The following is a 659-nucleotide window of genomic DNA, read 5'->3' on the forward strand; positions in this document are numbered from 1 at the left end:
GGTTGAGGTAGCCGCGCGCCACCCCCGCCCCGCCGATATGGAGCTCACCCACCGCTCCGAACGGAACCGGCTGGCCATGAGCGTCCAGCAGATACACCCGCGTGTTCGCGATCGGACGCCCGATCGGGACAACCGACCCGTCAAAACCAGCCGGGCAATTCCAAACGGTCGCGCAGACTGTTGCTTCGGTAGGTCCATATGCATTGACAACAGAGGCCGAGGCCAAACTGCGGATGAGTCCAGCTTTCGGCAGTTCTCCAGCAAGAATGAGAACTTGTGATGCCAAACATTCCCGATTCCTGCTTCCCTGAAAGAATACTGGAGGCAACGTCGCATGGGTGATGGCTTCACTACGCAGGTAATCCGATAGCCTGTTACTGGCTTGACGGAGCTCGTCTGCAGGCAAATGCAAGGCGGCGCCCGAGCCAAACGCCATGACAAGCTCCCAAGCACTTGCATCAAACCCGAAGGAGGCGAACTGCACGACACGGCTATTTGAACCAACGCCAAAAAGTCCGATCTGGGCCACCGCGAGATTGACCAGGCTTTGATGCTCGACCATGACGCCCTTTGGGGTTCCGGTTGAGCCTGAGGTGTAGATGACATAGGCGAGATGGCTGGAGGTCAGGCCAAGGGCGCGCGGGTCGGGGTTCGAGGCG

General features: G+C 59.5%; 1 protein-coding gene. It reads right to left on the minus strand.

What is annotated here, in order from left to right; genetic code table 11:
* Positions 1 to 659 (minus strand): AMP-binding protein (locus D3227_RS40550; RefSeq protein WP_147377847.1); only part of this gene is annotated, 659 nt, incomplete at both ends.

It is taken from the genome of Mesorhizobium waimense (assembly GCF_003601975.1).
Taxonomy (GTDB): Bacteria; Pseudomonadota; Alphaproteobacteria; order Rhizobiales; family Rhizobiaceae; genus Mesorhizobium; species Mesorhizobium waimense.